This window comes from Actinoplanes missouriensis 431, assembly GCF_000284295.1.
GTDB lineage: Bacteria > Actinomycetota > Actinomycetes > Mycobacteriales > Micromonosporaceae > Actinoplanes > Actinoplanes missouriensis.
In genome coordinates, this window is sequence record NC_017093.1 from 4,596,163 (window position 1) to 4,622,971 (window position 26,809).

Consider the following 26,809-nt stretch of genomic DNA (forward strand, 5'->3'; position numbering starts at 1 on the left):
TCCCGTCCACGCCCGGCCGTCCGCCGGCGTGGGCGGGGCGGCTACCGGACGGTGATGACGAGTTTTCCGGTGGCGTGGCCCTCCTCCAGGTGACGGATCGCGTCCGGGGCGTCCGCCAGCGCATACGTCCGCCCCACCACCGGCACCACCGCGCCGGACTCCAGCAGCGGCGTCAACTCGTCCAGATCGTCGTGATGCTCCCGGGCGGTCACCCCGACCAGCCGCGCCCTGCCGAACGGGGAGATCAGCGGAGCCGCCAGCTGCCGCCCGAAACCGCCCATCACCGGCCACCGCGCGTGCCCTCCGCCAACCAGGGCGATCGTCGCGTCCGCCGTCACCGCGCGGCGCAGCAGGGACAGCGGGCGGTTCCCCGCGGTGTCGATGATCGCGTCGTAGGAGACGCCGGACGCGTCGATCTCCTGCCGGGTGTAGTCGATGACGTCCGCCGCGCCGAGGGACCGGACGAGGCTGACCTTGGACGGGCCGCAGACCCCGACCGGGATCGCGCCGCGCTGCTTGATCAGCTGCACGGCGAACGTGCCCACCCCTCCGCCCGCGCCGATGACCAGCACGCGCCGGCCCGCCCGGATCCGCGCGTCGCGCACGGCCTGGAGCGCCGTGACCGCGGAGATCGGCACCGCCGCCGCCTGCTCGAACGTCAGGTTTCCCGGCATCCGCGCCAACCGGCGCTCCCGGGCCCGGGTGAACTCCGCGAACGATCCACTCTCCGCGGTCCCGTAGACGGCATCGCCGGGACGCAACCGGGTGACCTTGGCGCCGACCGCGGCGACCACGCCGGCGTGCGAGCGTCCGATCACCGGAACCCGCGGCCGGCGCAGTCCGCCCGCGAGCCGGGCCGCGTACGGCCGACCCGTCATCATGATCCAGACACCGGGGTCGGCGGCCGCCGCGTGCACCTCCACGAGGACCTCGTCGTCGCCGATCGACGGCGTCCCCACCTCCCGCAGGGCGAGCACCTCGGCTGATCCGTATCGGTCCGACACGATGGCCTTCATGACTGCTCCTCGGTGCTGTCGGGATACTGGAAGACGTCGTCGATCGGCACGCCGAGCGCCCGGGCGATCTTGAAGGCGACCTCCAGGGACGGCGAGTATTTACCCTGCTCGACGGCGATCAGGGTCTGCCGGGTCACACCGACCCGGTCGGCGAGCTCGGCCTGGGTCATGTCGCCGCCGGCCGCACGCAACGCGCGGATCCGGTTGGTGACGCGGGTCGGCTTCACCACTGCGGCACGCCCGTGCGGTAAACGACCACCTTGGCGACGCCGCCGACGACCGCCGAGAGCACGAAACCGAGATAGATGACGTTCGCGATCCAGAACTGATCCCAGTCGGCCATCGCCATGAGCATCGCGGCGAGCGCGCCGAGCACCAGGAAGGCCTGCCCGACATGCTCGCCGAGCCGGCCGATCTCCCGGTCCCGCTCGTCCGTGGCCCGGCTCGCGTGCGGCGTCATCGCGGCCAGGGCGGTCTCCCCCACGACTCCCGCGACGATCGCCGCGCCGACCGAGATCAGCAGCACCGTCGCGTACGGGATCTCGGTCAGCGGCCGCCCTCCGGCCCGGCTCAGGACGACCGCGAGGTAGGCCCCGTAGCCGAGCACCGCGACCACCAGCCGCACCCAGGCCCGCTTCTCTTCGTGCGTCACTACCCACCCCGACGTGTAAAGAATCTTTGACACCGTCACGGTAGCAGGGATGTACAACATTTTTTACATCGCGCGATATGAACTCCGGGAGTCGTCACCCGTACCCCCGCGGGGTCGCCATGCGGCCGGACGGCCGCCGATGGGCGTGAGCGGGCCGCCCAGCCGGGCCGGGAGGAAGGCGGAGAGGGCGGCCACTGTCTACAGCGGGTGGCTGGTCACGCCGAGCGCGCCGCCTCACCCTCCGGCCCGGATCACCGCGCGGCGCGCAGCTTCTCCTCCAGGCTCTCGCGGCGCTGGGTGAGGACGTCGATGACGGCCTCGTTCTCCGCGATCCCGGTGAGCTCGGTGGCGAGCTCCTCGTTCTCCACACTGCCCTCGGACTGGGCGCCGTCCTCGCCCCGGCGGGCCTGGGCGTCACCGTCGAGACGGCGAAGCTCGGCGATCTCGGCGTCCAGGTCAGCGATCCGCTGGCGCAACTGCTCGGCTGTCATCTCTTCACTCATGACGGCCATCCTAGGAACGTCCGGCCCGCGCGACGACGAGTCGCTCCTCACAGATGATCTTGAAGATCCGGGCCGGTCACTCGAGGACGCGGTGAGGGTGAAGCGGCGCGGCGTGAAGCGGCGCGGCGCGATCGTCGCCATCGCCGCGGAGAGGGCGTTCATCCGGCCCATCTTGTCGCGTTATTTCGATGTGGTTTGCGTTCTGGAGTCCGGGGGTCGTGGCACGGTCGACCCTGTCGGCCGCCATGGGGAGATGCCGACTATTCGGCGGTGTCGTCGACCGCGGCGTTGAAGGCATCGGTGAGATCGGGGGGCACATGTACCTGAAGAATCTGCTGGTAGTCCCTAGGGTCCAGGTTCTGCCGGACGCTACGTAGGGCAATCAACGTCTCATCGGGCCAAACCTCGTACAACTCATGCCAGAGGGCAGCGGCTTGAGTTAACGCCGCTGCCGCGTCGTGGAAGCGTTGCTGGCCCTGTCCCACCAGCCCGAGCTGATGGTAACTGGAGGCCGCACCGTGCCGGTCACCGAACTCCAGCAAGAGTTCCAGGGCCTGCCGATAGTGAGCCTCGGCCTGCTCGAAACGCCGCTGATCCTGCGCCACCATCCCGAGCTGATGGTAAGTGCCGGCGGCGCTGTGCCGGTCACCGAACTCAAGCAGGAATTCCAAGGCCTGCCGGTAATGAGCCTCGGCCTGCTCGAAACGCCGCTGATCCTGTGCGACCCGGCCGAGCTGATGGTAGGGGCGGGCGGCGCCGTGCCGGTCACCGAACTCCAGCGCAAGGTCCAGGGCCTGCCGGTAATGAGCCTCAGCCTGCTCGAAACGCCGCTGATCCTGCGCCACCATCCCAAGCTGATGGTAAGTGCCGGCGGCGCCGTGCCGGTCACCGAACTCCAGCACGAGTTCCAGGGCCTGCCGGTAATGAGCCTCAGCCTGCTCGAAACGCCGCTGCTCCTGCGCCACCCAGCCGAGCTGATGGTAAGTGGTGGCGGCGCCGTGCCGGTCACCGAACTCCAGCTTGAGTTCCAGGGCCTGCCGGTAATGAGCCTCAGCCTGCTCGAAACGCCGCTGCTCCTGCGCCACCGTCCCAAGCTGATGGTAGGTGAGGGCGGCACCGTGCCGGTCACCGAACTCCAGCTTGAGTTCCAGGGCCTGCCGGTAATGAGCCTCAGCCTGCTCGAAACGCCGCTGCTCCTGCGCCACCCGGCCGAGCTGATGGTAGGTGAGGGCGGCACCGTGCCGGTCACCGAACTCCAGCTCGAGTTCCAAAGACCGCCGGTAATGAGCCTCAGCCTGCTCGAAACGCCGCTGCTCCTGCGCCACCATCCCAAGCTGATGGTAAGTGCGGGCGGCACCGTGCCGGTCACCGAACTCCAACACGAGTTCCAAAGACCGCCGGTAATAAGCCTCAGCCTGCTCGAAACGCCGCTCCTCCTGCGCCACCATGCCGGCCAAATGGTGAAGCTGTGCGAGTTCCCGGCGGAGGTCTTCGCGGTCCGGGTCACGGCCGGCGGCGATCGCCGTGTCGACCAGGTGCCTGCGGCTGTCCTGCTGTTTTGTCTGGTGGAGATATTCGTCGACCGCGTAGATGATCGGGCCGATGACTTGCTGGGTGCGGAGGCCGTGGTCGAGGGCAGTGGTCAGGTTCGCGTATTCGGCGCGCACCGCCACACGGCCCACAGCACGCTGCTCTGGTTCGTTCGAGGTGAGCATCCGGGCGATCAGCTGCCCGAGCGCGGTGTACAGCTCATAGTGGGCTTGCTGAGCGGCGGCTTGCAGATCGGGTTGGTGCTGGATGCGGGTCCGTAGGAAATACGGCAGCACCGGCAGGATCTGCACCCAGGCCTCAAGCTGGGGATGGGGTGCGGCCAGGCCGACCCGGACCAGTTCAGCGACCGCGGCGGCCAGGTCCATTCCACTGAGGTCGGCAACCGCGTCGTGGTCGGCGAGGTACTGCTGATAGCTGTCGAGGGCCACGATGGGGATACTGGCAGTGAACGGGGCCAGCATCAGCAGGGAATTCTGGGTACTGGGGTCGAGTTTGCCGTGGCTGTACTCGATGGCCCGGCCGATCAACCCGACCGGGTCGGCGTCGCTGCCTCCCTGTTGCAGCTCGGCGAGGATCTGCGCCGGGGTGGAGGTGCGTAGGGCGGGCAGGACCACAGTGAGCGGAAGCGGATATCCGCCGAGCAGAGCGGTCAGTTCGTCCAGGGCCGTGCGCTGGTCTTTCTCGGTGAGGTGACGGGTGCCGCCGTGGCGAGTCAGGATCGCCTCGATCAGCGTCGACGCGGCCTGAGCGTCCAGACCGGGTAGGTCGTAGATGTTGTCGGCGAAGGTGCGCGGACCCAACCACTGTTCATCCTCCCGGGAGCCGAACAGCACCAGCGTCTTCCCGCCCCGCAGCCCGGCCAGGAACCCCGCGAGGCGCTCTTGCTCCGGTTCGGCCAAGGCGTGCGGGATCGCCGCCGGAGTCGCGGTGATCGACTCGGTGTTGTCCAGGATCAGCAGGTACCGGCGTGCCCGCAGCAACTGCGCGATCCGCTGCGGCTGGGCGGCGGCGGGGAGCATCTCCAGCTTCGCCTGCTCCACCTTGTCCAGCAGCGTCGCGGCGATACCGTGGATCATCTGATCGACGGTCCAGGCCCGGTCCTCGTAACTGAACCGGAACACCATCTCGACCAGGCCGGTGCGCTGCCACCACCAGCCGAGATGCTGCAACAGAGTCGATTTGCCGGCGCCGGCCATGCCTTTGACGAGCAGCATGGTGCGGTTCTCATCGATCAGCAGCCGCCGCTCTATCGCCTGGATGTCCAGGTCACGGCCCACGAACCCGTACTCGGTGTGCGGTTCATCGCCGACCAGCACCTCCCGCTCGTAGTAGCGGGTCTGTTGTTCCACCGACATGTCCGACAGCCTCAGCCGGACCTCGCGTTGGGCGAACACCACCGGCAGAACCCAGTCCTCCAGATCCAGACTCTGGTCGAAATACGCCTGGCGGGCCTTGTCGTCGAACAGCGACCGCCGTGCCGTCTGCATCGCGGTGACCGGATCATCGCCTCGGGACAGACCGGTGTACAGCAGCGGCATCGCCTTCCGCGCCGCCGACACCGTCACCGAATACGCCATACCCACCGTGACCGGCACGCCCGCAGCGACCAACCGCTGGGCCAGACTCGCCTCGCTGGCCGGTTCCTTCGCCGACTGGCAGGCGTTCAGCACCGCAACCGGCACCCGATGCTCGGCCAGCAGATCAGCGACCTGCTGCGCCGACACCGGCTCCGACTTCCCCTCAACAGGGGTCTCGAAGAACAGAAAAGCCCGCTGACCCTCGAACGCCACCGGCTTACCCGACCCGAACAGATACCGATCAGCGGCACGACCGGCCTGCAACTCGTCGAACCCGGCCACCGCACCATGCACGTCAAAATGGACCACCTGGTAGTAGCCCGTACCGTGCAGCTTCGTCGCGTCCCGCAACTGCCGCTCCACCGCCTGCCACGTCCCAGGACGCACCAGATCCACGACCACCGGACGGTCCGCCGTGCGCAACCCGTCCAGCAACGGCCGCGAGATCGTGCGGAACCCCACATCGGCCCGCCCACCCGGACGGGCAGTCACCACCAGGATGTTCAACGTCGGCCGTTCAGGAGGTAACTCGAACCCCCGCGACGGCAGATCCACCCGGCGCGTCACCGGCAGCCGCAACACCGCGGGCACCGGCAACTCCGGATCGAACAACGCTTCCCAATGCAACCGGTGAAACGCCGCCGAGCCCTGCACCTGAAGGCGGCAACCATCGAACCCGCGCCTGGCCAGCGCCCGGTAGTCAGCCGCCGCCGGCCCACCGAAAATCTGATCAAACAGCCGCTGACCGTACGCCTGTAGCCGTTCCACCGCATCGTCGTCCCAGTCCTGATCCAGGAACGGGAAACGCAGATGCTCCTCGAAATACCAGGCCAGCCGTTCCTCGTCACCCGCTACAGCCGGGTCGACAACAGCAACCTCATACTCCGTCGCATCCGGAAACGACACCCGCACGACGAACGACCCATCCGGCTCGCGAGACCGCTCGGACACACCGATCACCGCCACCGGTGCCGAGCCCGGACCGGCAGTCACCCGATACTCCGGCGGACCCGGACCACCACCACCCGATCATCACCGGACACCGTTTCCACCAGCTCAAGCTCGGTCACATCGACCGCCGGACGCTGCTTCGCCACCAACCGCCGCACCAGGTCGTACACGACACTGCTGGCCAGGTTCACCGCCAGCGGAACCCAGATCAACTCCGCCAGCCCAGGAAAGAAACTCCCCGGCGCCGACGACGCCAACGAGGCCTCTCCCAACGCGGCCGCCTCCTCATCAGCAGCCCACGCCTTCACCAGATCGGCCGGCTCCACACCGACCGCCGGATCCACCGCCACCACGAGCCGAGCCATCCCCACCCCCCAGGACACAACGTGCCACCACGATGACACACAGGTCATCCGGACAACATGGCACGAACACCCGAAAGAGGAGCGCCCGGAACTTACACAAGCGTCGATTGGCTCAACGCTCGACGAAAGTCGATGATCACCGCTGCCCAGGGAGCCGGGGAGGCGCCCCGGCGACCCCACGTCAGCTGGCGCTGATCGCCTTCGCGAACGTGCACCGGGTCGCTCATGGCGGGCCTTCTCAGGGCCCGGCGGCCAAGCGGTCCAGCAGGTCGGGGACGGTCTGCAGGACGCGGCGCTCCTCCGCGGTGAGGCGGGCGGCGATCGCGCCGGCCACCCAGCGGCGCCGGGCCTCGCGGTCCTCCCCCAGCCGGGCCACGCCGGCACCGGTCAGCGTGATCAGCACGGCCCGTCGATCATCCGGGTTCGGCGTGCGGGTCACCAGGCCGAGCGCCTCCAGTTCCCCGACGGTCCGGCTCATGCTCTGGTGTTTCACGCCGCGCGCGGCCGCTAGTCCCGCGATGGTCCGCGGCCCGTCCCGGTCCAGGGTGCCGAGCGCGGCGGCCTGCGGCGGCGGGAGCGTGTCGGCCTGCGCGCGGACCACCCGCACGAGGTGGCCGATCGACTGCCGGAGCCGCTCGGCGATGTCTGTGTCCGGCGTCATGCTTCCATTTATACAGCATGGCTGTACTTTCTCAGGCATGGAGCTGATCAAGCACGCACACGCCTGCGTCACGTTCACCGAGGGCGGCCGCCGGCTGCTCATCGACCCCGGCACGTTCACCCCGGACGCCGCGGAGCTGATCGCCGCCGCCGACGCTGTCCTCGTGACACACACCCATTTCGACCACTTCGACACCGGTACGCTCGCCGCCGAGCTGGATCGTCGTCCGGACCTGCCGGTCTACGGGCCGGCCGCGGTCACCGAGGAGCTCGGCGGGCGGGCGACCACTGTCACGGCCGGCGACCGGATCGAGGCGGCCGGGTTCACGGTGACCGTCCACGGGGAGTCGCACGCGCTGATCCATGCCGACATCCCGCGGGTCGACAACGTGGGTTACCTGGTGGCGGGGCGGGTCTTCCACCCCGGTGACTCCTACGCGCTGCCCGGCGTCGCGGTGGAGACCCTGCTGCTGCCGACCAGCGGCCCGTGGACGAAATTCGGAGAAGCAGCAGATTTCGTACGGGCGGTGCACCCGTCCCGCCTCATCCAGATCCACGAGCTCATGCTGAGCGAGCTGGGCCAGAACGCGGCCCGCACCCTGATCGGCGGTCTCACCGACCTGCCTCTGGACAACCTTCCCCGGGGTACGTCCACCACGCTCTGAGTGCTACCGCAGTGGTCGGCGGACCGGCCCGGATTCACCGCGCGGCCCCGTGTGTTGAGTTCAGGTGCGGAAGCGCGCCCGAACTCAACACACGCGTTCCTGCCGTCAGTCCTGCGGCGCGGGCGGGAGGCTGTCCATGAACGAGCTCACCGAGAACACCGCGTTGCCGGCGCCCGACGGGCCGTACCCGGGCGGGCTGCTCAGCCCGTAGTGCTCCATGGTCGCGCGGTACGACTCCAGCAGCCGGATGTGGTACTCCAGCGGCGCGCCGTCCGGGTTGGTCTTGCCCAGCGGCGTGGTCGGCTCCGGGCACCACGTGGTGAACCGCGGGGTGATGCCCTTCGACATGAAGTAGTGCAGGCCCTCGGTGGTCGAGTCGATCGCCTCGTTCACCGAGGTGAAGCCGAACGGCTCGGCCATCTCGATGCCGGCCACGAAGTTCGGGATGACGTTGCGCGGCCCGAAGATCTCCGCGGAGTCGAGGATGCGGCGGTGCCACTCCTCGCGGCCCACGTACCGCTCCTTGCCGGGGCAGTAGAGCTCGAACAGCCGCTTGTCCCAGACCTCGTAGTTCGGGTGGTAGATCTGGATCCCGTAGTCCTTGAACCGCTGCACGTCGGCCTTCGGCAGTGCCTGCGCGACGACCTTGCCGATCCAGCGGCCGGGGAACCGCTCCTCGATGGCCTGGGCGTACTGCCCGTAGAAGTCGGCTTCGGTCTTGCCGCCGACCTGCGACGTGACGCTGCCACCGGTCAGCGTGTACGCCGTGGACGTCTTGAGCGTGTCGTGCTTGTCGATGATCGCCAGGGCCTCGAGGACCTCGTCGATCGGCTTCACACCCGTGTACGGCCGGCCCGCGGCCTTGTGCTGGCGCCAGTTGTGGTTGATGTCGCAGTACTGGCACTCCTCCTTGGCGCCGAAGTACTGGCACACGCGGAAGACGGTCAGGTAGACGAGGTACCCCCACTGGATCGTCGGGGCGACCTCCATGACCTGCTTGCCGTTGGCGAGCGTGTGCCGGTAGTAGTCCGGCATCGGCGGCAGGCCGACGTCGGCGATCGGCTTGCCGTCGAGGAAGAGCTGCAGGCGGCCGTCGGCGTCCGGCTTGACCCGGTACGGCGACGACGGGTTGGTGCGCACGGACACGACCGTGCGCCGCAGGCCGTAGGGACCGCCGGTCAGCACGATCTCCTCCGGGGGCCGGCGCAGCGCGGCCTCGCCCAGCTCCGGCAGGGTGCGGTGGTCGAACGAGAAGATGAAGTACGACTTCGGCTTGACGTCGCCGCTCTCGTTGTCGGTCAGGGCCGACTCGTCGAAGGCGAGCCCGCCCCGCAGCAGGTCCTCCTTGATCACCGCTTCACGCGGCACGTGGGGAAAGCGGGCCATCAGATCTTCGACGAGATCCGTACGCGACGGCATGCGTCCTCCTTCAGCTGCTCCGGAGGTGTTCCGGCGCCTCATATCCCATGCCATCACACCGCGGCGGTAACACGCTGGTCGGCAAATGGAGACGTTCGCGACAGCGTACGCGCGACGGGAATGTCACCGGCGAGGGATCAGGTGTTTGGGAACGGTTGCCGAGGGGCAACGACTGCGGGCAAGCCGAGCCACGAAACTCAGGAGTGTGCACGCATGACCGTCCTCGCTGACGCCCCCGCCCGGATCGACACCTCGACGACGAGCACTGACGGGGCCAGTGAGCTGATCGCCCTGATGGCGGCCCTGCCGGTCGGCCACCCCGACCGGGCCGCCCTGCGCGACCGCGCGATCGAGGCCTGGCTGCCGCTGGCCCGGCACCTCTCCAACCGGTACGCGAACCGGGGCGAGCCGCGTGACGACCTGTACCAGGTCGCGGTGGTGGGCCTGATCAAGGCGATCGACCGGTTCGAGCCGGAGCGGGGCATCGACTTCGCCGGTTTCGCGGTACCGACCGTGGTCGGCGAGCTCAAGCGGCACTTCCGGGACAAGACCTGGTCGGTGCGGGTGCCCCGGCGGCTGCAGGAGCTGCGCCTGGCGATCACCGGCGCCAACAACACGCTCAGCCACACCCTCGGCCGCTCCCCCACGGTCGCCGACATCGCCGGCCACCTGGGCATCAGCGAGGACGAGGTGATCGAGGGCCTGGAGGGCGCGCGGGCGTACAACTCGACGAGCCTCTCCACCCCGATCGCCGACAACGGCACCGAGCTCGGCGAGACCCTCGGCGGCGAGGACGACGGCTTCGCGGTCGCCGAGATGCGCATCGCGCTGGGCCCGGCGCTGGCCAGCCTGGACGAGCGGGAGCAGAAGATCGTGAGCCTGCGCTTCTACGGCAACCTCACCCAGACGCAGATCGCCGAGCAGGTCGGCATCTCCCAGATGCACGTGTCGCGGCTGCTCACCAAGGCCCTGGCGAAGCTGCGCCTGCAGCTCGACGGCGCCACCGCCTGACGGTGTGACGTGACGGGCCGGCCGCGTGCGACGCGGCCGGCCCGTTCGCCGTGAGAATCAGATTCAGCGAACGACTCAGGATCAGCGAACGACGACGACGGCACATTTCGCGTACGCGGAGACGTGCTGGCTGACCGACCCGAGCACCAGCCCGGCGAATCCGCCGTGACCGCGCTCGCCGACGACCAGCAGATCCGCGTCCGCCGACTCCTCGATCAGCACCTTCGCCGGGCGGCCCTGCTTGACCACCGGCTGCACCAGCACCGCCGGTTGCTCCCCCAGCTCCTCCTTGATGACCTGCAGCAGCTCGTCCGCTGTCCGCTGGCTCTGCTCCGGCACGTACCGCTCGGAGACGCTGACGCTGCCGGCCGGGGGTAGCAGCGTGTGCTCCCAGACGTTGAGCACGATCAGTTCGGTGCCGTGCGTCGCGGCTTCGGCGGCCGCCCAGGCCAGCGCCTTGCGGCTGCCGGGCGAGCCGTCCACACCGACCACGATGGTCCGCCATTGCTTCACCGTCGGCTCCTTCCCTCCGTACCCCAGGGTGGTCGAGATCTTGATCGGCCGCCATCCCCGTGGTTTTTCACGAATTCACGCTTGTCATCACGCCAAGTTGCGGGCGCGTTACAGCGGGTTTAGCTTCCGCTCAATCGAGAGGGGGCTCGTATGGCCACCACGACCACTGCCACGACCGTCGCCCCCGACGGCGGACAGATCGAACGCAAGCCGCTGATGACGGGCCCGGCCCTGCTGATGATGAACCTCGGCTTCTTCGGGGTGCAGTTCAGCTTCGGCCTGACCCAGTCCGCGGTGAACCCGCTGTTCCTGCTGATCGGCGCCTCGCCCGAGCAGCTGCCGATCCTCAACCTGGCCGGCCCGGTCACCGGGCTGATCATCCAGCCGCTGATCGGGGCGATCAGCGACCGGACCTGGCATCCGCGCTGGGGACGGCGGCGGCCGTTCATCACGGCCGGCGCGCTGCTCTGCGCGGTCATCCTGTTCCTGTTCCCGTTCGTCGGGATCCTGTGGCTCGCGGTGATCTGCTTCTGGCTGCTCGACGCCGGCAACAACACGTCGATGGAGCCGTACCGGGCGTTCATCTCCGACCGGCTGCCGAAATCCCAGCTGGCCCGCGGCTTCCTGACGCAGAGCATGTTCACCGGCGCGGGCGCGGTCCTGGCGAACCTGTCGCTGTTCGTGCTGGAGAAGGTGGAGCCGCTCCAGGAGACGGCCGGCAACGGCGTGCCGTACTGGATGTACGTGTGCTTCATGATCGGCACGTTCTGCATCCTGCTGACCGTGCTGACGGCGATGGCGCGTACCAAGGAGCTCGTCCCGTCGGACGAGGATCTCGCGGAGATGCGGGCCGCGCCGAAGGGCCTGCACCACGCCGTGCGCGAGATCGCCGACGCGGTACGGGTCATGCCTGTCGCGATGCACAAGATCGGCGTGGTGTTCCTGTTCCAGTGGTACGCGATGTTCATCTACTGGCAGTTCGTCGCGGTCAGCCTCGGTGAGACGGTCTTCGGCGCCACCCCGCAGGACGGCGGAGCGGCGTGGGAGGAGGCGATCGGCTGGAGCGGCCTGCAGAACGCCGCCTACAACTTCGTGACCATGGTGTCCGCGCTGTTCCTGGTCGGTTTCGCGCGGCGGATCGGCGCGAAGCGGGTGCACGCGGTCGCGCTCGGGCTGGCCGCCGTGTCACTGGTCTGGCTCTCCAACATCACCAATCAGTACGTCGCGCTCGTCCCGATGATCGGGCTGGGCATCTTCTGGGCCAGCGCGGTCGGCGTGCCCTACCTGATGGTGGCGAGCATGGTCCCGGCCAAGCGCACCGGCGTCTACATGGGCATCCTGAACATGATGATCGTGGTGCCGATGCTGATCCAGACCCTCACGTTCGGCTGGATCTTCGAGCACCTGCTGGACGGCAAGGGCAGCAACGCGATCATGCTGGCCGGCGTGCTGCTGGGCATCGGCGCGATAGCGATGCTCTGGGTGAACCCGCCGGACGAGGCCGACGAGTCGCCGATCGTGCCGCTCGGCAGCAAGCGCAGCATCACCGTCTACGACCGGGTCGTCGTGGGTTCCGACGGCACACCCACCAGCCTGTACGCGGTGGACCGCGCCGCCGAGGTGGCCCAGGCCGCGCAGGCCCGCCTGGTGGTGGTGACCGCCTACCGCACCGCCGCCGCCACCGAGCCCGCCGCTCTCGCCGAAGGGGCGCACCGCGACGTGTACGGGATCGACGCCGCCCGTGACGCCCTGGAGAAATCGGTCACCGGCCTGACCCGCGAACGGGCCCGCTACATCGACCAGCGGCTGGTCGAGGGCGATCCGGCGCAGGCGCTGCTGGACGCGGTCGGCGCGGACCCGGCGAACCTGATCGTGGTGGGCAACCGCGGTCTGGGCGCCAGTCAGGGGCAGCTGCTCGGCTCGGTGCCGGCCGCCGTGGTGAAGAACGCCGTCTGCGACGTCCTCGTGGTGCAGACGTCCGCCCTGGACGAGGAACGGGTCGTCCCACCCTCCTGATCGGACTTCCGGATATCGATACAAGCCGATAGCGTCCAGTGACATCGACATTACTTGATGTCATTGGGGGGCTCGGCATTGCACACTTCCATGCTCCGGCGCGCCGCGACGATCGTCGCGATCGGCGCCACCACCGTGACACTCGGAACGCCCGGCGCGCTCGCACAAGCGCCGGGCGATCCCACGTCCCGCGCCTACGCGCAGATCGCCGCACTCCAGAAGCTCAAGAAGTCCCTGACCCCGGCGGAACGCAAACTCGACAGCCGGCTCGTCGTCGAGCTGCGCGAACGCGCCGGTAAGGCCGCCGTCGGCGCCCGCACCGGCGTCACGGTCACCGCGAAGAGCACCACCGAGGTGGAGATCCGCGCCGACCGGGTGGACGACCGCCTGCTCGACCGGCTCCGGGCGACCGGCGCCGGCATCCGGCACCCCTCCGCCGCCACCGGCACGGTCCTCGTCGAGGCGCCGCTGGCCGCCCTCACCACGATCGCCGCCTGGTCCGACGTGACGGGCGTGAGCCTGAAACACGGTCTCACCACCGGCCGGCAGACCGACCCGGCCGCGCCGCCGGTCGCCTACACCAAGGAGGCGAAGGCCGCGCGGATCGAGACCGCGCTGCGCGCGCCGGCCATCGCGGCCGCGAGTCAGGGCGCTGTCGTCTCCGAAGGCGACCGGACACACGCCGCCGACACCGCCCGGGCCCGGCACAAGGTGACCGGCACCGGCGTCAAGGTGTGCGCGCTCTCCGACGGGGTGGACTCGCTCGCCGCGTCCCAGGCCAGCGGGGACCTGCCCGCGGATCTCGACGTGCTGCCCGGTCAGGAGGGCTCCGGCGACGAGGGCACCGCCATGCTGGAGATCCTGCACGACCTCGTACCCAACGCGAAGCTCGGTTTTGCGACGGCCTTCACCAATGAGGTCAGCTTCGCCGAGAACATCCGCGCCCTGCGGTTCGACGCGGGCTGCGACATCATCGTGGACGACGTCGTCTACTACCACGAGAGCCCGTTCCAGGACGGGCTGCCGGCGCAGGCGGTCAACGCCGTGACCGCCGACGGCGCGTACTACTTCAGCTCCGCCGGCAACGAGGGCAACACCCTCGGCGACACCTCCGGCAACTGGGAGGGCGACTTCGCCGACTCCGGCCGTGGCGTCCAGAAGTTCGCCGGTGACGCCCACGACTTCGATCCGGGTACGGGCGTGCAGGAGTTCAACCCGCTCTCCCCCGGCAGCCGCAACCGGGTGGTGACCCTCTGGTGGGCCGACGCCCTGGAGAGCTCCGCCAACGACTACGACCTGTACCTGCTCGACGCGTCCGGCAACGTCACGTCGTTCTCCCAGGACGTGCAGGACGGCGACGACGACCCGTTCGAGATCCTCGCCACCGCGAACACCACCGGCCAGCGGCTCGCCGTCGTGAAGTACGCCGGAGCGGACCGATACCTGCAGCTCAGCGCGTTCCGTGGCCGGTTCGTCAACTCCGCCGACGGCCTGACCGGCTTCTCCACGCCCGGTGTGCTGCGCGGGCACAGCGCCGCGGAGCAGGCGTTCGCCGTCGCCGCGACCCCGGCGCACGACCCGCTGCCGTTCGCGCTGGAAACCGGCGACCCACCGAACCCGGCCGGGCCGTACCCGGACGTGCACACCCGCGCTGACCTGCCGGAACCGTTCACCTCGGACGGTCCGCGCCGGATGTTCTACGCCGCCGACGGCACCCCGTACACCCCCGGGAACTTCACCGCGACCGGCGGCGTGGTCCGCGAGAAACCGCAGATCACCGCCGCTGACGGGGTGGCCACCACGCTCGCCGACTTCGCGCCGTTCTTCGGCACCTCGGCGGCCGCGCCGCACGCCGCCGCGATCGCCGCCCTGGCGCTCTCCGGCAACCCGGGTCTGAGCAACGCCGAGATCCGCGCCGCGCTCACCGAGACCGCGCTCGACCTCACCCCGGCCGGATACGACAACCGCACCGGCCACGGCGTGATCCGCGCCGACCGGCTGCTGCGTTACACCGGCGCCACCCCGCAGCCGCTGATCTCGGCGGGCGCTCCGGTCATCGGTGACGCGATCCTGGAACCCGGCGAGCAGACGACCGTCACACTGCCCGTCACCAACGTCGGCGACGGCACCGCGACAGGCGTCACCGTCGTGGTGGAGACGGACGACGCGCGGGCGGTGGTGACGCCGCGCAGCCGCTCCTACGGCACCATCGCCGCGGGCGCGACGAAGAGCCGCGACTACACCCTGCGGCTCGCCGCAGGCTATCCGGTGGGTCGTCCGGTGACATTGCGGGTACGGGCGACCTTCGCCGGCACCCTCTCCCCCACGACCAGCACCGCGGTCGTGCCGACCGGCCGGCCGTCGGCGACCGTGCGCGACTTCGCCTACACCGGTCCCGCCGTCCCGATCCCGGACAACGACCCCACCGGCGCGACCGCCACCGTGGAGGTCAGCGGCGTCGGGTACGCGTCCGCGCTGACCTTCTCCGTCGACGGCGCCGAGTGCACCGCCGCGGCCGGCGCCACCACGGTCGGCGTCGACCACACGTTCGTCGGCGACCTGATCGGCACCCTGACCGCGCCGGACGGCCGCAGCGCGACGCTGTTCTCCCGTTCCGGGGGCGGCGGCAACAACCTGTGCCAGGCGGTCTTCGACGACGCGGCGGCGACCCCGTTCAGCGCGGCGGTGACGGCGAACGAGCCGTACACCGGCGTCTGGCGCCCCGATCAGCCGCTGTCGTCGCTGCGGTTGTCCCCGGCGGACGGCACGTGGCGCTTCCAGGTAGCCGACCGGGCCGGCAGCGACAGAGGCTCGATCCGGGCCTTCTCCCTGCACATCGCGGGCTTCCAGGCCCCCTGACCCCGGTAACATGGTCGCCGCCGGAGGCCCCCGTGCTCCGGCGGCGGTCCGTGTCCGCTCCACCTTGACTCTCGGAGAAACGTCGTGAAGCCCTGGCATGTCACCGTGATCGTGGCGTTGCTGGCAGCCGCCGGATTCACCGCCTGGCTCATCACGTCCTTCCGCAAGGGCCGCGACGGCAGGTGACCCGGTCACGATCCGGGCTGAGGGCTTTCGCCGCCGGCCGCGCCTAATGCCTCGTGCAGCGAGTCGAACCGGCGGATGGTGGCGAGGCGACCGTCACGGATCCTGAACAGCGTCGCCACCGGGGTGGACGGCGTCGCTGCCGCATCCGCGTCCGCGTGATCCGGCCAGGTGGCCTCCTGCTCGACGACCATGGTGACGTCGTCGACCGGATGTGCCGCCAACGGGCGGAGCCGGATTCCCGACCTGATGATCCAGTCGGCGAACTCCCTGGCCGTGATCGTGTGGACGCCGCGCGGGCCGGAAACCTCCACCGGATCGGTGACCGTCGCCGTCGCGGCAGCGAGGTCGCGGCTGTTGACCGCGTCGTGCCAGGCGTTGATCAGAGTCTCGAGCATGACATCCTTCTCGTATGCGTTGTGCATACGGCCATCGTATGCGAAATGCATACCGGGACGACAATGGAGGATGCTCGTGAAGGTTCGAGGTCAGGCGCTGTTCGCGTTCGTCCGCTTCTGGTCACGGCGCTGGACGGGCGCCCACCTGAGCGCCGAGACGCAACGCGGCCGCGACGTGATGGTCGTCGAGGCGGTGCACGCCCTGACCGGCCAGGGCCGGTCCGCCTCCGTCAACGATGTGGCGCGCGAGCTGGGACTCGATCAGTCCGGCGTCAGCCGGATGGTGACCCGCGCGGAACACCAGGGCTTCGTCGTCCGGAGTGCGCCGGGCCGGATCGGCGCGGCATCCGTGATCGCGAACACCGCCGCCGGTGAGGAGCTGCTGCGGCACGCGCACGCGTGGCAGGACGAGGTGCTGCGGACGCTGACCGCCGACTGGCCGGCCGAGGACGTCGAAACCCTCATGACGCTCATGGAACGCCTGGTGCAGGCACAGAACGCCGCCGACCGGACCACGCTGCCGTCCTGACGCCGCCACTGCAGTTGCTCCGCAGCCGCATCCGGCCTCGCAACCGCCGGCGCCCACGCTGATGACCGTGCCCGCCGCTGACCCACCTCACGTCTCGCGACGTCGACAGCTCATCGGATCGGTGATCACCGTGCTGGTCCTGGCCGGTGCGGGCGCCCTCGTCCGGACCGGGATCCCTCATACGGCGCAGCCGAACGGCGTGTACGTGTGCGTGACGGACGACTCGCAGACCGAGGAGGAACAAGCCACCGCCGTGGCCCTCTGCGACCGCGAAGCCCTGGACGAGAGCAGCCGCAAGCCCCTGCCGTCCCCGGCCGGCACCGACCAGGACGCCGCCACCCGGGTATGGCGTGCTCTCCTCGATGCGATCTGCACTCCGGGCGGCGGCGACCTCATCTGCCGGGCTCCCCGACCCGCCACCGAAGCCGACGTCGACATGGTCCGGCGAGTGCTGCACGACCAGGGCTTCCCCGATGCCATCGTGCGCCTGGCCCGCCCCGACGACCCGGCGCCAGCGGGCGCCGTCATGTACGCCGCCGCCCTCCCCGGCGGTGCCTGCATCGCCACCTACGCCGAGATGGGCGAGGGCCCTCGCCGCGCGGAGATCACCGGCCCCCTCCTCGACGGCGGCTGCCTGGCGCCCTGAGCGCGGATCGCCTCGGCGAGTTGGTCGAACGCGCGCGGGCCCGGCGGGAAAATCGGGCGACAAGGGTGGGTGGCGTGGTGAGAATGGCGTTCCGTGGAGAAGAACGTGACTGCGCCGGACCGTCTCGGCGTGACCCTGCTGCCCGACGGCCGGCGACTGGGCTGGGCCGAGTGGGGACCGGCCTCCGGCACCCCGGTGCTGTTCTGCCCCGGCGCCGCCACCAGCCGGTCGCTCGGGTTCGGCGCCCATCTGCTCGCCGGGCTCGGCGACCACGGTGTGCGTCTGATCTCGGTGGACCGTCCCGGACTGGGCGCCTCCGATCCGGCGCCCGGCCGCACGCTGCTCGACTTCGCCGGTGACATGACGTCACTGGTCGGGCTGCGGGAGCTGACCGGCGTACGCGGAATCGGGTTTTCGCAGGGTGCGCCGTTTCTCCTGGCCTGCGCCGCCGCGGGGACCCTGGATGCCGCGGCCGTGGTGGCCGGCACCGACGAGCTGGCCCACCCGTCGTTCGCCGCGTCGCTGATCCCGGACGTCGCCGCGATGGTCGACGCGGTGCGTTCCGACCCGGTGGCCGCGGAGCGATTCTTCGCCGGGTGGGGTGACGCGGACGGTTTCTGGCAGCGGATCCTGTCGATGGCAGGGGACGGTGATCGGGCCGTCTACACCGATCCGGCGTTCGCGGAGGCGTACCGCCGGGCTCTGCACGAGGCGTTCGTGCAGGGGCCGGGTGGATACGCCCGGGACACGGTTCTGGCGTCGGCCCGGTGGCCGTTCGACCCCGCCGACGTGCGGATTCCGGTCGATCTCTGGTACGGGGACGCCGACACCAGCCCGGTCCACTCCCCCGATCTCGGGGCGACGCTGGCGTCACGTCTTCCGGACGCGCGGCGGCATGTGGTGGCGGGTGCGGGTGGCGCGCTGCTGTGGACGCACGCCGAGCCGATCCTGGAAACCCTGATGTCCCGCTGACCCGGGACTCAGCGCCGCGTCCACCACCGGGGCCGCGGCACGCGAGCCGGTTGCGGGGGTGCGGCGCGGGGCAACGGCGGGAACGGGCCCCAGTCCACCTCGCCGCCGGTGTGCTCGGCCCGGTCGAAGGTGACCGCGCCGGGATCGCTGCGCACGCCGTCGAACCGCACGCGCGCGCTGCCGTGGCCCAGTTGCTCCGAGGCCTTCACGAACCGCTCGGTGAACAGCTTCCCGTCCTCGCGCCGCTCCGCCGACTCGCTGTGGCGCTGCTTGCGGTAGGCGAGCCTCGAGTCCTTCACCCGCACATCACACCAGCGGGAGCGGGCGGGCTTCGCACCGAGAGGGCGACACTTCGGTCGCGCAAGAGAAGTCGATCGTTCAGCGTCTCGAAACTGCTGTGATCATGGGCCGGTCACCACGATTTCCCGCCGCTGGACGATCACGAGCAACACCCAGGTCAGCCGCCGGGCGAAATTCGGAGTTGGTAGAGACGCAACTCGAACGCAGCGAGTGGTGGCACCCGGATGGGCGTCAACCGGTTCCGCAGAGGATGGCCAGGATGGCTGTCAGGACGCCGGGGAAGCGGTGCTCCACCTCGGCCAGGCGCAGCTCGCAGCGGCGGTAGCGGCCCTCCTGCGTGACCCGGACGATGCCGCTGGCCAGGAGCACCTTCAGGTGGTGCGACAGGGTCGACATCGTGACGCCGACCTGGAAGCTGCCGGTCACCACGCCGTCCGCCGCCGCCAGCTGGCGGATCACCTCGAGGCGGACCGGGTCGGCGAGGGCGTCGAGCACCGCCGGCAGTTCGACGGCGTCCAGGGAGACCTGCTCCGATCCGCGCATGACGATGCCCCTTGCCACTTGTTCCTGGCATCAGCGTCGCATCCCGCCGCCGCGATGGTGCGGGCGGCTGCCCGTACCCGATGGGAAGTCGGTTTTCCGGCACGTCAGCGGCATCGCCGTGCTTCTGTGGTGCACTCGAGACATGGCCGATCCTGTGCAAGTCTTCTGGGCGCCGGCAGGGGCGAGCATGCCGGCTCTCGGCGCACGCGCGCTCGTCGACGTGACCGATGGTGATACGCCGAATCTGCGGATGCGGTGCGGATGCTCTCGGTCGACACGCCGGAGGTGACCGCACGCAGCGAGCAGCGGGCGGCCGCGATCGACACCGAGTTCCTGCAGCTCGCGGAGTGGATCCGGAAAGGACTGGCGCCGATCTCCGCGGCTCTGGGCGAGTTCCTGCTGCCGAAGCTGGAGACCGGGCACGCGGGCACGCTGCACTTCACGCAGGGGAAGGCCGCGTCCGCTTTCGCCAAGGAGAACATCGCCGCGCGGCTGGCCCGGCCGAACGGGCGGCAGCGGGAGATCTTCATCCGGGTCGCGGACAGCCCGTTCGACGGCGCGAACCGGCTGCTCGCCTACGTCGCGCCGGACTACACCGAGCAGGAGCGGCGGGAGATCCCGAAGCGGCTGCGGCCGACGTTCAACCTGGATCTCGTGGTCGCCGGGCAGGCTGCGACGTTCGTCATCTATCCGTCGGTGCCGGGCGCCGAGGACCTGGCGCTGCTGATCGACGCCGCGGCGGCGGCTCGCACGGGTGGGCTCGGCATCTGGTCGACACCGGAGACCTTGATCGCGTACGAGTACCGCGCGCTGGAAGACCTGTATCAGATCACCCGGAAGAAGGTGTCCAACGAGCCGCTCGACGTCGGCGAACGGTCCTGGCGGGAACGGTACTGCGCGGACATGCGCAACCGGGTGCTGCACGGCCCGGAGGACTACTTCGGCATCGAGCCGGAGTACCGCCTGTGGATCTGGCCGCAGGACCTGCGCGACGCGGTGTCGCGGCTGAACCTCACGCCGGCCCCGGAGTTGGCGGCCGGCGTGTGATCCGGTCCGGTCAGCGCAGGGTGTCGACGTCGATCACGAAGCGGTAGCGGACGTCCGACTTCAGCACCCGCTCGTAGGCGTCGTTCACCTGGTCGGCGCCGATCACCTCGACCTCGGCGGCGATGCCGCGCTCGGCGCAGAAGTCCAGCATCTCCTGGGTCTCGGCGATGCCGCCGATGCTGGAGCCGGCGAACGAGCGGCGACCGCCGAACAGGGAGAACACCTGCACCGGCAGCGGCTCCGGCGGGGCGCCGACGCTGACCAGCGTGCCGTCGAGCCGGAGCAGGCTCAGGTACTGGTTGATGTCGATCGGCGCGCTGACCGTGTTGACGATCAGGTCGAAGCCGTTGCGCAGGGCCTCGAAGGTGGCCGGGTCGCTCGTCGCGTAGTAGTGCTGGGCGCCGAACGCGAGACCGTCGTCCTTCTTGCCCAGGGTCTGCGACAGGACGGTGACCTCGGCGCCCATCGCGGCGGCCAGCTTCACGGCCATGTGACCGAGACCGCCCATGCCGACGACGGCGACCTTCTTGCCCGGCCCGGCCTTCCAGTGGGCGAGCGGGGAGTACGTGGTGATGCCCGCGCAGAGCAGCGGCGCCGCCGCCTCGATCGGGATCTCGGTCGGCACCCGGAGCACGAAGTCCTGGTCGACGACGATGTGGGTGGAGTATCCGCCCTGCGTGATCGTGCCGTCGCGGTCGACCGCGGCGTACGTCCCGGTGTTGCCGGCCTCGCAGTACTGCTCCTGGCCGGCCCGGCAGTTCGCGCACTCCCGGCACGAGTTGACCATGCAGCCGACGCCGACCCGGTCGCCGACCGCGTGCCGGGTCACCTCGGGGCCGACCGCGGTGACGTGCCCGACGATCTCGTGACCGACGGTGAGCGGGTACGCCACCCGGCCCCAGTCGCCGCGGACCGTGTGGATGTCGGAGTGGCAGATGCCGGCGTAGCTGATCTCGATCAGGATGTCGCGCGGCCCCAGGTCGCGGCGCTCGACGGTGGTGCGGACCAGCGGTTCGGTCGCCGAGGTCGCGGCGATCGCGTTGACGGTGAGAATGGTGTTCCTCCTTGACGTAGGTGACCAGCTAACCGCGTTCCGGCGCGGGAAGGGAGTTCTTACCGATAGGTGTACTGACAGTGCATCCCTGGGCCGATCGCGGGGTCGTACCGTCGTGACATGGACAACCGAGCCGAGGTGCGGGACTTCCTCACCACCCGCCGCGCCAAGATCACCCCGGAGCGGGCGGGGCTGCCCGTCACCGGGACCCGCCGGGTCTCCGGGCTGCGCCGCAGCGAGGTCGCCGCGCTGGCCGGGGTGAGCGTGGAGTACTACGCGAAGCTGGAGCGCGGCTCGCTGGCCGGGGTGTCCGCTGGGGTGCTCGACGCGATCGCGCGGGCGCTGCAGCTCGACGACGCCGAGCGGGCGCACCTGGTCCGGCTCGCGCAGGCGGCGAACGGCAGCAACGCGGTGCTGCGGCCGAGCCGCCGGCCGAAGCCGTGGAGTGTGCGGCCCGGCCTGCAGTGGGCGCTGGACGCCGTCACCAGCCCGGCGATCGTGGTGAACGGCCGGCAGGACCTGCTCGCCGCGAACACGCTGGCCCGGGCGATGTACACCGACGTGTTCGCGGCTCCGGAGCCGAACTTCGGGCGGTTCACGTTCCTGGACGCGGCGGCCAGGCGGTTCTACCCGGACTGGAACCTGGCCGCCGACATGACCGTGGCGAACCTGCGGACCGCGGCCGGCAAGGATCCGCACGACAAGGGCCTGCACGACCTGGTCGGCGAGCTGAGCACCCGCAGTGACGAGTTCCGGCGCCGGTGGGGCGCGCACAACGTGCGGATCCACGGCGCCGGGGTGAAGACGTTCCGGCATCACGTGGTCGGGGAGCTGGTCCTGGCGTACGAGACGATGGATCTGCAGGCCGAGGCGGACCTGGCGATGACCGTCTACGCCGCCGAGCCGGGGTCGGCGACGGCGGACGCGCTGGCGCTGCTGGCGTCCTGGGCCGCCACCGACGCGGGGTCCCCGGCGGCGCGGTGACGGTCAGCGGGTGGCGAGCACCCGTGCCTGGCCGCCGGACCCGCCCTCGTACGGGATCAACCCCACCATGATCGTCGCCCCGGTGGGCGGGAGGCGGTGGAGGTTCGCCAGGTTCTCCATGCCGTAACGGTCGGCGCCGGTGAGAACGTGGTGGGTGTCGTAGGTGACCGAATTGCCGGGATCGATGCTGAGCGTGTCCACGCCCAGGCTCCTGATCCTGCGGTGCCGCAGCAGCCACTCGCAGGCGTCCGTACCGAACCCCGGGAAGTGCATCCGGCCGGCCGCGTCCACCCCGCGGTACGCGTCCGCGTCACCGGACCGCTTGCCCCACCCGGAATGCATCAGCACGGCCGCGCCGTCCGGGATGCGGCCGTGCCGCCGCTCGAACGCGCGCAGGTCGGCCACGGTCACGACGGTGTCCGCGTCCCGGGCCGCCCGATCCGCGATGTCGACCACCACGGCCGGCAGGATCAGCTCGGACGGCTGCAGCTCGGTGGCGACCCGCCCGCCCTTGGTGAAGTGGGCGGGCGCGTCCACGTGCGTGCCGATGTGCTCCAGGATCTTCCATTCCTGCAGGAAGTAGCCGTCCTTCTCGATGGTGGCGACGGTGTGGCGGACCGCCTCCTCGCCGGGTTCGAAGGCGGGGAAGGACGTCGTCAGCGGATAGGTCAGGTCGAGCGGACCGTTCGCTTTCGGTCCGGCTTTCGCCGGCTCACCCAGCGCGACGGCAGCGGCGGCGGCGGCCACGCCGCCGGCGAGGGCACCACGGCGGGTGATGCGGTGATTGCTGAGACACATGGCGCCCATCGTGCCCAGCTCCCGCGGTCCCGCGCCGGTGCCTCGCCGACGGCGGCGGCAGGTCCACCCTGACGGTGGAAGCGCGACTGATCAGATCCGGCCGGCACCCGCCCCGGCGGTAACGATCGACGGCACCGACGACGCCGGATCCAGCGTGTAGGAGTAGTACGTCGAAGGTTCCCGCACGGACCCGCCCGCCTCGCACGGCCCCGATCCGGTGAACACGTTGGCGCGCTGCACCAGCCGTCCCGGGCCGCTGTCGGCGTACCCGCTGGTGGAGTAGCACGGGTGGGGCACCCCGGCGAAGTAGTTGCCCTCGACGACCACGCCGCCGTTCATCGTGGACGCCACCCCGTACAGCTCGTTGCCGTCGAAGTAGTTGTTGTAGACGTGCACCGGCTCGCCGAACCGCACCCGGGGATGCCGCTGCCGGGACCCGTCGAACCAGTTGTGGTGGATGCTGACCTTGAGATGGCCGACGTCGCTGGAGGACGCGCCGTCGGAGTGCCCGATCAGCATGCTCTTGTCGGTGCCGGCGAAATGGTTCCACGAGACGGTGACGTAGTCCGCGCCGCGCACCACGTCGACCGAGCCGTCCACCGGGGCGACGAACGTGTTGTGGTCGATCCAGATGTGGTGTGACTGCTGGCCGACGTTTATCGCGTCGTCCTCGGCGCCGGCGAACGTCAGGTTCCGCACGATCACGTGCGAGGACCGGTAGAAGTCGAAGCCGCCGCCGGTGATGGTGGCGTCGCTGCCGAGCCCGACGATCGTCTTGTTCGGCCGGACGCCCTGTTTGCTGGTGACGGCGATGGTCCCGGACACCTGAATGATCAGCGGGCCGACCGTGTCGATCGCGTCGAGCAGCTCGTCGGTGGTGTCCACCGTGACGGTGGCGCCGCCGGCCCCGCCGATCGTGCCGGTGGCGAAACCGTCCGCGGCGGCGGGCGCCGCCACCGGGATCGGCGCGGTGAGGGTGAGCAGCGCGGCGAGCAGAACGTGCATCAGATCCTCCCCACCCCGGCGCCCGCGGTGACCAGGGACGGCACCGACGACGCCGGATCGAGCGTGTAGGAGTAGTAACCGGACGGCTCGGCCACCGTGCCGCCGGCCTCGCAGGTCCCGGAGTTCACGAACGCGTTGAGCCGCTGCACCAGCCGGCCGGGCGCGCTGTCGGCGTACCCACCGGTGGAGTGACACGGGTGGGCCACGTTCTCGAAGTAGTTGCCCTCGGCGACCACTCCGGCGTTCTCGGTGGACGCGATGCCGTACAGGCCGATGTTGCGGTAGTAGTTGTTGTAGACGTGCACCGGCTCGCCGAAACGGACCCGCGGGTGGCGCTGGTTCGAGCCGTCGAAATAGTTGTGGTGATAGGTGACGCGCAGATATCCGATGTCGGCGGTGAAGTTGTCGGAGTGGCCGAGCAGCATCGACTTGTCGGTGCCGAGGAATCGGTTCCAGGAGACCGTCACGTTCGTCGACTGCCGTTTGATGTCGAGCGAGCCGTCATATCCGGGCAGGAACTCGTTGTGGTCGATCCAGACGTGGTGCGCCTTGTTGGTGACGCTTATCGCGTCGTCGGAGGCGTTGCTGAACCGGATGTTGCGGACGATCACGTTGTTGCCGGGTCGCGTGGTCGTACCCAATTGGAGGCCGCCGCCGGAGATCTCCGCTGAAGCACCGACCCCCAGGATGCTCTTGTTCGCGACCACCGTGACCATGCCGCCCACGCTGATCCGGCCGGAAACCATGATCGTGTACGGGGTGTTCGCGCCGGCGTAGCGAGCCAGGTCGGCGCCGTTCGTGACGGTGACGGTCGGTCCGGCCACGCCTCCGGTGGTCCCGGTGGCGAAACCGTCCGCCGTGGGCGCTGCCGCCGGGACCGGCAGCGCCGCGGCGAGGACCATGGCGAGAAGTGTGTGCATCACGGCTTCCCCACCCCCGCGCCCGCCGTGACCAGCGACTTCACCGTGCTGGGATCGTCGAGGGTGTAGCTGTAGTACGCCGACGGCTCCTGCACGGTCCCGCTGCAGTCCGGCGCGCCGGACTCCCCCGCGAAGACGTTGTTGCGGGCCACGCAGCGGCCGGACGGACCGGCGTACGTGTTGGTGACCGGCTCCTCGACGTTCTCGAAATAGTTGCCCTCGACCATGCAGCCGGCGGTGTTCTGGCAGGCCACGCCGGTGTCGGTGTTGTAGAAGTAGTAGTTGTTGTAGACGTGCACCGGCTCGCCGAAGCGGACCCGCGGGTTGCGCTGCGGCGTCGCGTCGAACCAGTTGTGGTGATAGGTCACCTTGAGCCGCCCGGTGTCCTGGGCGCCGTTGCTGTCGTCGTGCCCGAGCAGCATGTTCTTGGTGTGGTGGTGGGTGTGGTTCCACGACACGGTGACGTAGGACGAGCCGCGCTTGATGTCGATCAGCCCGTCGTACCCCTGCGCCAGGTCGTTGTGATCGATCCAGACGTGGTGGGAGAACATCTGCACGTTGATCGAGTCGTCGCTGGCGCCGCGGAACGACAGGTTCTGAATGATCACATTGTGCACCGCGTCGGTCGGCGGCGACGTCACCGACGACACCGGCAGGCCGATGTTGAAGCCGCCGCCGGTGATGCCCGCGGTCGCGCCGACGCCCACGATGGACTTGTCGCTCGTCACGTCGTACATGCCGGCCGGCAGCGTGATCACGCCGGCGACGCAGATCGTCAGCGGGCCGGGCGCGGCGATCGAGGAGAGCAGTTCGGCGGCCGTGTCCACCTGCACGGTCGGCCCGCCGGCGCCCCCGGTCGTGCCGTTCTGGCCCCAGGCGTTCACGGTCGCGAAGCCGGCCGGCGTGCCGGTCACCGCGCATCCGCCGGGCGGCGGCGGGGTGGTCGGCGTCGGTGAGGGCGGCGTCGGTGAGGTCGCCGACGGACCGGGGCCCGGCACCGTGGTGCTCACCGCGACATCATCGAAAACCCCACTCGTGTACGAGGTGACGAGGCCGATCCGCCCGCTCGGGTAGGCGCTGTCGGTCGCCGTGACCACGGTGGTCCCATCGGCAGAACCGGTCAGCGTGCTGCCCCGCACGGTCAGCGCGAGCGTGCGCCACGTGCCTGTCGCGCCGCCGGCCGCACCGGTCGCGAGGACCGTGGCGGTGCCGCCGGAGACCCGCTGGAGTTGCACGGCGCCGCCCGCGGTGAGCACGAGCGCGTAGTACTGGCTGGTGGAGCGGGCGCGAGCCGCCACTCCGGCGGTCCCCGCGGTCTTCACCCGGGCCTGCACGGTGTAGTCGGTCCACGAGGTGGAGCCGGCCAGGGCACGGGCCACCGTCCCGGCGTTGGACTGCCGGTAGGCGGGCGTCCCGTCGGTGATCACCGACCAGGTGCCGCCGTTACGCGACCACCCGTCCGCGTTGCCGTCGTCGAAGGTGTCACCGAACAGGGTTTCGGCGCGCGCCGGACCGCTGATCACCGCGCTGAGCAGCACGGCCGAGGCGGTCACGGCCAGACCGGTAGTGAGCCATCGGACTTGTCTCATCGCAACCTCTAATGGTGAGCGAAAAAGTTGTCGGGGATGGCGGCCGCCGTACCGTGAAATCTGCGCGAAACTTTGACAGCAGT

At 69.9% G+C, this 26,809-nt stretch carries 26 protein-coding genes; 9 read left to right on the forward strand and 17 right to left on the reverse strand.

Annotation, left to right across the window (positions count from 1 at the left end; translation table 11 throughout):
- Window positions 1–41 precede the first annotated feature (41 nt).
- The 7 genes from AMIS_RS21530 to AMIS_RS21560 all read right to left on the reverse strand — a co-directional run bounded on the left by AMIS_RS21530 (window position 42) and on the right by AMIS_RS21560 (window position 7,276).
- Entirely contained in the window at window positions 42–1,016 is a 975-nt protein-coding gene (locus tag AMIS_RS21530; protein WP_014444488.1) for an NAD(P)-dependent alcohol dehydrogenase, read from the reverse strand.
- A complete protein-coding gene (locus AMIS_RS21535) occupies window positions 1,013–1,246 on the reverse strand; it encodes a helix-turn-helix transcriptional regulator (RefSeq protein ID WP_041829957.1) in 234 nt (77 codons plus the stop codon). The genes AMIS_RS21530 and AMIS_RS21535 overlap by 4 nt, the downstream gene beginning before the upstream one ends.
- The gene (locus AMIS_RS21540) at window positions 1,240–1,668 is read right to left on the reverse strand and encodes a hypothetical protein (RefSeq protein ID WP_014444490.1); all 429 of its coding nucleotides are present in this window, start codon (window positions 1,666–1,668) and stop codon (window positions 1,240–1,242) included. Before AMIS_RS21540 ends, AMIS_RS21535 begins: the two co-directional genes overlap by 7 nt.
- 251 nt (window positions 1,669–1,919) lie before the next feature.
- Window positions 1,920–2,171, reverse strand: a complete 252-nt coding sequence (locus AMIS_RS21545) for a hypothetical protein (protein ID WP_157434964.1) — start codon at window positions 2,169–2,171, stop codon at window positions 1,920–1,922.
- Window positions 2,172–2,431: 260 nt separating this feature from the next.
- A complete protein-coding gene (locus AMIS_RS21550) occupies window positions 2,432–6,292 on the reverse strand; it encodes a CHAT domain-containing tetratricopeptide repeat protein (protein WP_014444492.1) in 3,861 nt (1,286 codons plus the stop codon).
- Complete coding sequence (locus AMIS_RS21555) at window positions 6,289–6,615, reverse strand: hypothetical protein (protein WP_041829958.1); 327 nt, start codon at window positions 6,613–6,615, stop codon at window positions 6,289–6,291. The genes AMIS_RS21550 and AMIS_RS21555 overlap by 4 nt, the downstream gene beginning before the upstream one ends.
- Before the next feature lie 238 nt (window positions 6,616–6,853).
- Window positions 6,854–7,276, reverse strand: coding sequence for a MarR family winged helix-turn-helix transcriptional regulator (locus AMIS_RS21560; RefSeq protein WP_014444494.1), 423 nt, complete (start codon window positions 7,274–7,276; stop codon window positions 6,854–6,856).
- Between the two features lie 37 nt (window positions 7,277–7,313).
- Here AMIS_RS21560 and AMIS_RS21565 point away from each other — a divergent pair, with 37 nt between their 5' ends.
- Window positions 7,314–7,940: an MBL fold metallo-hydrolase gene (locus AMIS_RS21565; RefSeq protein WP_014444495.1), complete on the forward strand. Its 627-nt coding sequence runs from the start codon at window positions 7,314–7,316 to the stop codon at window positions 7,938–7,940.
- Between the two features lie 105 nt (window positions 7,941–8,045).
- Here AMIS_RS21565 and AMIS_RS21570 read toward each other — a convergent pair whose 3' ends face one another.
- Window positions 8,046–9,359: a radical SAM protein gene (locus AMIS_RS21570; protein ID WP_014444496.1), complete on the reverse strand. Its 1,314-nt coding sequence runs from the start codon at window positions 9,357–9,359 to the stop codon at window positions 8,046–8,048.
- A 213-nt stretch (window positions 9,360–9,572) separates the two neighbouring features.
- Between AMIS_RS21570 and AMIS_RS21575 the strand changes: the two genes are divergently transcribed.
- Complete coding sequence (locus AMIS_RS21575; RefSeq protein WP_014444497.1) at window positions 9,573–10,370, forward strand: RNA polymerase sigma factor SigF; 798 nt, start codon at window positions 9,573–9,575, stop codon at window positions 10,368–10,370.
- Window positions 10,371–10,451: 81 nt separating this feature from the next.
- On the opposite strand, the gene AMIS_RS21580 is transcribed toward AMIS_RS21575, so the two are convergent.
- Window positions 10,452–10,883 (reverse strand): universal stress protein, encoded by a 432-nt coding sequence (locus AMIS_RS21580; protein ID WP_014444498.1) that lies wholly within the window; start codon window positions 10,881–10,883, stop codon window positions 10,452–10,454.
- 150 nt (window positions 10,884–11,033) lie between these two features.
- Here AMIS_RS21580 and AMIS_RS21585 point away from each other — a divergent pair, with 150 nt between their 5' ends.
- Together AMIS_RS21585 and AMIS_RS21590 are read left to right on the forward strand one after the other, a co-directional pair.
- Window positions 11,034–12,899, forward strand: coding sequence for an MFS transporter (locus tag AMIS_RS21585; protein ID WP_014444499.1), 1,866 nt, complete (start codon window positions 11,034–11,036; stop codon window positions 12,897–12,899).
- Between the two features lie 90 nt (window positions 12,900–12,989).
- Window positions 12,990–15,758, forward strand: coding sequence for a S8 family serine peptidase (locus AMIS_RS21590; protein WP_041829959.1), 2,769 nt, complete (start codon window positions 12,990–12,992; stop codon window positions 15,756–15,758).
- A 191-nt stretch (window positions 15,759–15,949) separates the two neighbouring features.
- On the opposite strand, the gene AMIS_RS21595 is transcribed toward AMIS_RS21590, so the two are convergent.
- Window positions 15,950–16,366: a nuclear transport factor 2-like protein gene (locus AMIS_RS21595; RefSeq protein ID WP_014444501.1), complete on the reverse strand. Its 417-nt coding sequence runs from the start codon at window positions 16,364–16,366 to the stop codon at window positions 15,950–15,952.
- 49 nt (window positions 16,367–16,415) lie between these two features.
- Between AMIS_RS21595 and AMIS_RS21600 the strand changes: the two genes are divergently transcribed.
- From AMIS_RS21600 to AMIS_RS21610, 3 genes are all read left to right on the forward strand, one after another.
- Window positions 16,416–16,868 (forward strand): MarR family winged helix-turn-helix transcriptional regulator, encoded by a 453-nt coding sequence (locus AMIS_RS21600; RefSeq protein WP_197537960.1) that lies wholly within the window; start codon window positions 16,416–16,418, stop codon window positions 16,866–16,868.
- Between the two features lie 121 nt (window positions 16,869–16,989).
- Window positions 16,990–17,514, forward strand: coding sequence for a hypothetical protein (locus AMIS_RS21605; RefSeq protein ID WP_041829960.1), 525 nt, complete (start codon window positions 16,990–16,992; stop codon window positions 17,512–17,514).
- A gap of 135 nt (window positions 17,515–17,649) precedes the next feature.
- Window positions 17,650–18,486: an alpha/beta fold hydrolase gene (locus AMIS_RS21610; protein ID WP_231859404.1), complete on the forward strand. Its 837-nt coding sequence runs from the start codon at window positions 17,650–17,652 to the stop codon at window positions 18,484–18,486.
- Window positions 18,487–18,494: 8 nt separating this feature from the next.
- On the opposite strand, the gene AMIS_RS21615 is transcribed toward AMIS_RS21610, so the two are convergent.
- Together AMIS_RS21615 and AMIS_RS21620 are read right to left on the reverse strand one after the other, a co-directional pair.
- Complete coding sequence (locus AMIS_RS21615; protein WP_157434965.1) at window positions 18,495–18,785, reverse strand: hypothetical protein; 291 nt, start codon at window positions 18,783–18,785, stop codon at window positions 18,495–18,497.
- A 232-nt stretch (window positions 18,786–19,017) separates the two neighbouring features.
- Entirely contained in the window at window positions 19,018–19,329 is a 312-nt protein-coding gene (locus AMIS_RS21620) for an ArsR/SmtB family transcription factor (protein ID WP_014444506.1), read from the reverse strand.
- A gap of 261 nt (window positions 19,330–19,590) precedes the next feature.
- Between AMIS_RS21620 and AMIS_RS21625 the strand changes: the two genes are divergently transcribed.
- Window positions 19,591–20,376: a nuclease gene (locus AMIS_RS21625; RefSeq protein ID WP_197537961.1), complete on the forward strand. Its 786-nt coding sequence runs from the start codon at window positions 19,591–19,593 to the stop codon at window positions 20,374–20,376.
- A 10-nt stretch (window positions 20,377–20,386) separates the two neighbouring features.
- Here the strand turns inward: AMIS_RS21625 and AMIS_RS21630 are convergent, their stop codons facing one another.
- On the reverse strand, window positions 20,387–21,430 hold the full coding sequence (locus tag AMIS_RS21630; protein WP_014444508.1) for an NAD(P)-dependent alcohol dehydrogenase: 1,044 nt from the start codon (window positions 21,428–21,430) through the stop codon (window positions 20,387–20,389).
- A 120-nt stretch (window positions 21,431–21,550) separates the two neighbouring features.
- Here AMIS_RS21630 and AMIS_RS21635 point away from each other — a divergent pair, with 120 nt between their 5' ends.
- Window positions 21,551–22,414 (forward strand): helix-turn-helix transcriptional regulator, encoded by an 864-nt coding sequence (locus AMIS_RS21635; protein ID WP_014444509.1) that lies wholly within the window; start codon window positions 21,551–21,553, stop codon window positions 22,412–22,414.
- 3 nt (window positions 22,415–22,417) lie between these two features.
- Here AMIS_RS21635 and AMIS_RS21640 read toward each other — a convergent pair whose 3' ends face one another.
- From AMIS_RS21640 to AMIS_RS21655, 4 genes are all read right to left on the reverse strand, one after another.
- Window positions 22,418–23,212, reverse strand: a complete 795-nt coding sequence (locus tag AMIS_RS21640) for a cyclase family protein (RefSeq protein WP_041829961.1) — start codon at window positions 23,210–23,212, stop codon at window positions 22,418–22,420.
- 90 nt (window positions 23,213–23,302) lie between these two features.
- The gene (locus AMIS_RS21645) at window positions 23,303–24,217 is read right to left on the reverse strand and encodes a pectate lyase family protein (protein WP_014444511.1); all 915 of its coding nucleotides are present in this window, start codon (window positions 24,215–24,217) and stop codon (window positions 23,303–23,305) included.
- The gene (locus tag AMIS_RS21650) at window positions 24,217–25,137 is read right to left on the reverse strand and encodes a pectate lyase family protein (RefSeq protein ID WP_014444512.1); all 921 of its coding nucleotides are present in this window, start codon (window positions 25,135–25,137) and stop codon (window positions 24,217–24,219) included. The genes AMIS_RS21645 and AMIS_RS21650 overlap by 1 nt, the downstream gene beginning before the upstream one ends.
- Window positions 25,137–26,726, reverse strand: a complete 1,590-nt coding sequence (locus AMIS_RS21655; RefSeq protein ID WP_014444513.1) for a pectate lyase family protein — start codon at window positions 26,724–26,726, stop codon at window positions 25,137–25,139. Before AMIS_RS21655 ends, AMIS_RS21650 begins: the two co-directional genes overlap by 1 nt.
- Window positions 26,727–26,809 lie beyond the last annotated feature (83 nt).

Excerpts from the sequence above, each read along its gene's own strand:
- AMIS_RS21565 (WP_014444495.1), top strand. The coding sequence starts at position 7,314 with ATGGAGCTGATCAAGCACGCACACGCCTGCGTCACGTTCACCGAGGGC.
- AMIS_RS21590 (WP_041829959.1), top strand. The coding sequence starts at position 12,990 with ATGCTCCGGCGCGCCGCGACGATCGTCGCGATCGGCGCCACCACCGTG.
- AMIS_RS21625 (WP_197537961.1), top strand. The coding sequence starts at position 19,591 with ATGCTCTCGGTCGACACGCCGGAGGTGACCGCACGCAGCGAGCAGCGG.
- AMIS_RS21635 (WP_014444509.1), top strand. The coding sequence starts at position 21,551 with ATGGACAACCGAGCCGAGGTGCGGGACTTCCTCACCACCCGCCGCGCC.
- AMIS_RS21640 (WP_041829961.1), bottom strand. The coding sequence starts at position 23,212 with ATGTGTCTCAGCAATCACCGCATCACCCGCCGTGGTGCCCTCGCCGGC.
- AMIS_RS21545 (WP_157434964.1), bottom strand. The coding sequence starts at position 2,171 with ATGAGTGAAGAGATGACAGCCGAGCAGTTGCGCCAGCGGATCGCTGAC.
- AMIS_RS21555 (WP_041829958.1), bottom strand. The coding sequence starts at position 6,615 with ATGGCTCGGCTCGTGGTGGCGGTGGATCCGGCGGTCGGTGTGGAGCCG.
- AMIS_RS21655 (WP_014444513.1), bottom strand. The coding sequence starts at position 26,726 with ATGAGACAAGTCCGATGGCTCACTACCGGTCTGGCCGTGACCGCCTCG.
- AMIS_RS21570 (WP_014444496.1), bottom strand. The coding sequence starts at position 9,359 with ATGCCGTCGCGTACGGATCTCGTCGAAGATCTGATGGCCCGCTTTCCC.
- AMIS_RS21575 (WP_014444497.1), top strand. The coding sequence starts at position 9,573 with ATGACCGTCCTCGCTGACGCCCCCGCCCGGATCGACACCTCGACGACG.
- AMIS_RS21585 (WP_014444499.1), top strand. The coding sequence starts at position 11,034 with ATGGCCACCACGACCACTGCCACGACCGTCGCCCCCGACGGCGGACAG.
- AMIS_RS21650 (WP_014444512.1), bottom strand. The coding sequence starts at position 25,137 with ATGCACACACTTCTCGCCATGGTCCTCGCCGCGGCGCTGCCGGTCCCG.
- AMIS_RS21620 (WP_014444506.1), bottom strand. The coding sequence starts at position 19,329 with ATGCGCGGATCGGAGCAGGTCTCCCTGGACGCCGTCGAACTGCCGGCG.
- AMIS_RS21530 (WP_014444488.1), bottom strand. The coding sequence starts at position 1,016 with ATGAAGGCCATCGTGTCGGACCGATACGGATCAGCCGAGGTGCTCGCC.
- AMIS_RS21560 (WP_014444494.1), bottom strand. The coding sequence starts at position 7,276 with ATGACGCCGGACACAGACATCGCCGAGCGGCTCCGGCAGTCGATCGGC.
- AMIS_RS21595 (WP_014444501.1), bottom strand. The coding sequence starts at position 16,366 with ATGCACAACGCATACGAGAAGGATGTCATGCTCGAGACTCTGATCAAC.
- AMIS_RS21645 (WP_014444511.1), bottom strand. The coding sequence starts at position 24,217 with ATGCACGTTCTGCTCGCCGCGCTGCTCACCCTCACCGCGCCGATCCCG.